General features: G+C 53.4%; 4 protein-coding genes. 1 reads left to right on the top strand and 3 read right to left on the bottom strand.

Going from position 1 to position 3,334, the window contains the following annotated elements; genetic code table 11:
• The 3 genes from DBO31_RS01545 to DBO31_RS01535 all read right to left on the bottom strand — a co-directional run.
• Positions 1-897 (bottom strand): nitrogenase component 1 (locus DBO31_RS01545; protein ID WP_150824271.1); only part of this gene is annotated, 897 nt, incomplete at its 3' end.
• A complete protein-coding gene (locus DBO31_RS01540) occupies positions 894-2,210 on the bottom strand; it encodes a nitrogenase component 1 (RefSeq protein ID WP_150824272.1) in 1,317 nt (438 codons plus the stop codon). The genes DBO31_RS01540 and DBO31_RS01545, both read right to left, overlap by 4 nt.
• A 12-nt stretch (positions 2,211-2,222) precedes the next feature.
• Entirely contained in the window at positions 2,223-2,474 is a 252-nt protein-coding gene (locus DBO31_RS01535; RefSeq protein WP_059075446.1) for a TM1266 family iron-only hydrogenase system putative regulator, read from the bottom strand.
• Between the two features lie 314 nt (positions 2,475-2,788).
• Between DBO31_RS01535 and DBO31_RS01530 the strand changes: the two genes are divergently transcribed.
• A partial coding sequence (locus DBO31_RS01530; protein WP_150824270.1) for a dioxygenase occupies positions 2,789-3,334 on the top strand: 546 nt, incomplete at its 3' end.

The following is a 3,334-nucleotide window of genomic DNA, read 5'->3' as shown; positions in this document are numbered from 1 at the left end:
TTCTTCCTTCAGCTGGACATGTCCCGGCCGGATACAAGACGATTCCGTCCGGAACCATCCTGCTGTCTGTACCAAAGCCGCACCAGCTTTCTGTACCGCTTCTGCCATGGCATTGGCCGTAACCTGCTGATGGACGACCAGCACCCGCTTCCCTGTTACGGCAGCCCGGATATCTGCCGGCAGGGGCCATCCCAGATAGCGTACTTCATAAGGGGTCCCAAACCGTTCATACAGGTAGCGTGCTCCTTCCAGTGCTGCCGGTGATACGACAAAATTCTTCTCATTCCTGCCAGCTTGTTCATACGCTTCCCGGCAGTCAAAAAGTATTGCCTGCTTCCAGCCTTCCCCATGCAGTGTCTCCATGAGGGCCTGTTGTTCATCCGGGGAAGCCATTTCCAGGGGAACTGCCCCGAGGACGCCGGCCCGGCCTCGTTCCACCACTGTCTCCGGCTGGGCCAGGACAGGAAGCAGCGCGTTGTAAGCTGCCTGCATCCCGTCGTCATAATAGCCAATTCCTGTCGTCGGGACGGCCAGTGCCGGTATGTTGAGTGTACGGGATATCATACGGCACAGCGCCTTGAAATCCGTACCGATGACAGCTGGAACGGGAGTACCCACCAGTGCCACAAAGGCAGCATTCACCGTTTCTGCCGCTGCGCACACTTTGCGTACGAGCAGATCATCGCGGCCGAGGATGGCATCCATGTCGCGCAGTCCTGCACTAAAAACGGCACTCCTTTTACCGCTGAACCAGCGCGGTTCATCAAAGCCGCAGATATTCCCGGCACAGCCACCGGCATCACAGATAACGACGATGCCACCCAGACCGTAGAGTACGGCGGCCGCTCCTGACTGGTCCGGAGCAAAGGGAGACAAATATTTCCACAATCCTTTCATCGCCCGTTTTTCCCCCTTTCGTCCAGAGCCAATCCAATATGCCGCAACAGAGAAAGGACGCCAGCATATCCGAAAGGCTGGATATCGTCATCCCAATTCACGTGGGCAGCCGTTTCATGATACCAGGCCGCATCCTTGCCAATGGTCAGATCGACCGGATGGGATGCTCCTTCATAGTAGAGCATGGTAGGAGACAAGTTGGAGTATACCTTTGTTTCCGGGCTCCATTGTGCCAGATGACGCAGATAGACAAAATCATCCGGACTGAGACTAGCATATATTTCTTTGATCGTAAACCCGTACCGTGTCAGAGCCAGTGCCATTTCGTAAGCATTGCCATTCTGCATGCCACCTATAGCCACAGTCGTACCACTATAGCGGGCGCGGACTGCTTCAACAGCCTGGCGGGCCTGTTCCAGCCACGATTCATCCTGAATAGGGGCACCGAGAACGCGGGACAAGGCCATGTACTGGCGGTGAATCTGTGATACCTGATACAATCGTGTCAGGGTAATAGACGGGATACCCAGTCTTTTTTCCATATCCTGCGCCGCCAGCCACGACTCCGGATGGAGGACGAGGTTAAAATTAGCCTGGGACATAGCCAGATATTCTTCAAAATTACGGCAGCGGGCTAGTTCCTGTATCTGTTTGATTCCTGTCTGACGCAGGATAGGATACAGCTCGCAATCATCCTGCAGGGGAGAAAAAAATCCCAGCAGATTGACCGTACGGCGATGACGCGGCTGCTTTTCCAGCAGGGAATAGAGGGCACGGCGTACATCGACCATCGGCGGTTTGCGCCCTTCCCGCGTCAGAGCGTACATGTAACACGGCACGACAGGGACGCCGCAGACCGAAGCCGCTTTCCGGCTGACCCGTTCCATATCCGTTCCCAGGAGGGCATCGACGCAGGTCATGCAGAGCATGACTACCGATGGCTTCTCCCGTCGGGACTCCACGATTTCCGCGACAGCCTGCGGAATCTTCTGCAAGTGCCTGCCCGTGACGATATCCGTTTCATCGAGGATATAGAAGTAAAACCGGTCCTGATAGCCTCCCTGCTCGCCCAAAATGGTCGTATTGCGGCCACAACAGCCGGGACCGATGAGGAGCATGATAGATCCCGGTATAGAAAGGCCCGCCCGTTTTACGCCGAACCCCTGTGCTCCCGGGGAATTAAAAGCCAGTGCTGCCGGCGAATTGTAAATCAGATGCTTCGAGGATAGAAGTTCTTCCGGGATATGGTCTTTTCCTTTCTGCACCAGGTCACCTACGGTAATAGCATAAGGCTGTGTATCTTTATATTCCATCATCATTCCACCCTACTGCGGCAACGGCGGATAAATCGTCTTAGTACTCACATCGGGAAGCATGCCCAGCTTTCCCGACAGGGCGCTGATGACATCCTGGGGGGCATCGACGATGATGCTGATGACATTGACATGCTTATCTTTATAAGGAACTCCCATGCGGCCGACAATGTATTGGCCATATGCATGGAGGATTTCATTCAGCTTCCCCGACTCATTGCGGTCTGCAACGATAATACCAATCAGTGCGATTCTCGTTTCCATATGTATCACCTCATAAAAAAAATCCCATGCCAAAAGCACAGGACGACAGACACGTTGTGTGTAAGATGTGCTTTCCGCCTCATCTGTGCAGGACACCTTTACAGAAAAGTACGACAGCTTTTGCATGACGTTCTCCCGCAGGAAATCCGTTGGGATGACGTGTTTAATTCATTATAACAAATATCACCGTTCGTGGCTATTGTTTTTTACATATGTCATGGAATTTGCTAATTCTCTTGTATATTTTCAGAATGCCACGTATACTATTATAAAAATATATCCTACAGATTCACCATGAAAGAGAGGTCTTTTCTATGATACAGCAACCATTTCCCGTCATCTTCTCCGGCCATGGCAGCCCCATGCTGGCCCTTCAGCACAATGATATTACCCGCAATCTGAGCCGGATTGGTGGCCAGCTTTGCTCCCGCCACGGCACGCCCCGGGCCATTCTGGCTATTTCTGCCCATTGGTATGTTCCCGGCACATTTATCCAGAGCGCACCCCAGCCGCGCCAGGTTTACGACATGTATGGATTTCCAGAAGAGCTGTATCAGGTCACCTATCCCGTACCAGGCGATGCCAGTCTGACCCGGTCTGTACAAAACCTACTGGGACCCGCTGTATCCATCAATGACCAGTGGGGCATCGACCACGGTACCTGGACGATATTAATCCATATGTTCCCTGACGCTGATATTCCCGTCGTCCAGCTCTCCGTAAACCGCGATCTCACGCCGCAGGAACTATACGACCTCGGTCAGAAACTGGCACCACTGCGCAATCAGGGATACCTGATTTTCGCCAGTGGCAACGTCGTCCACAACCTGGGACGCGTCGAATGGAACAATCCCGGCGGT

This window comes from Megasphaera sp. DJF_B143 (assembly GCF_900320625.1).
GTDB classification, from domain to species: Bacteria; Bacillota; Negativicutes; order Veillonellales; family Megasphaeraceae; genus Megasphaera; species Megasphaera hexanoica.
Note: the sequence above shows the minus strand (reverse complement) of the source record. Positions and strands in the feature narration are given on the sequence as shown.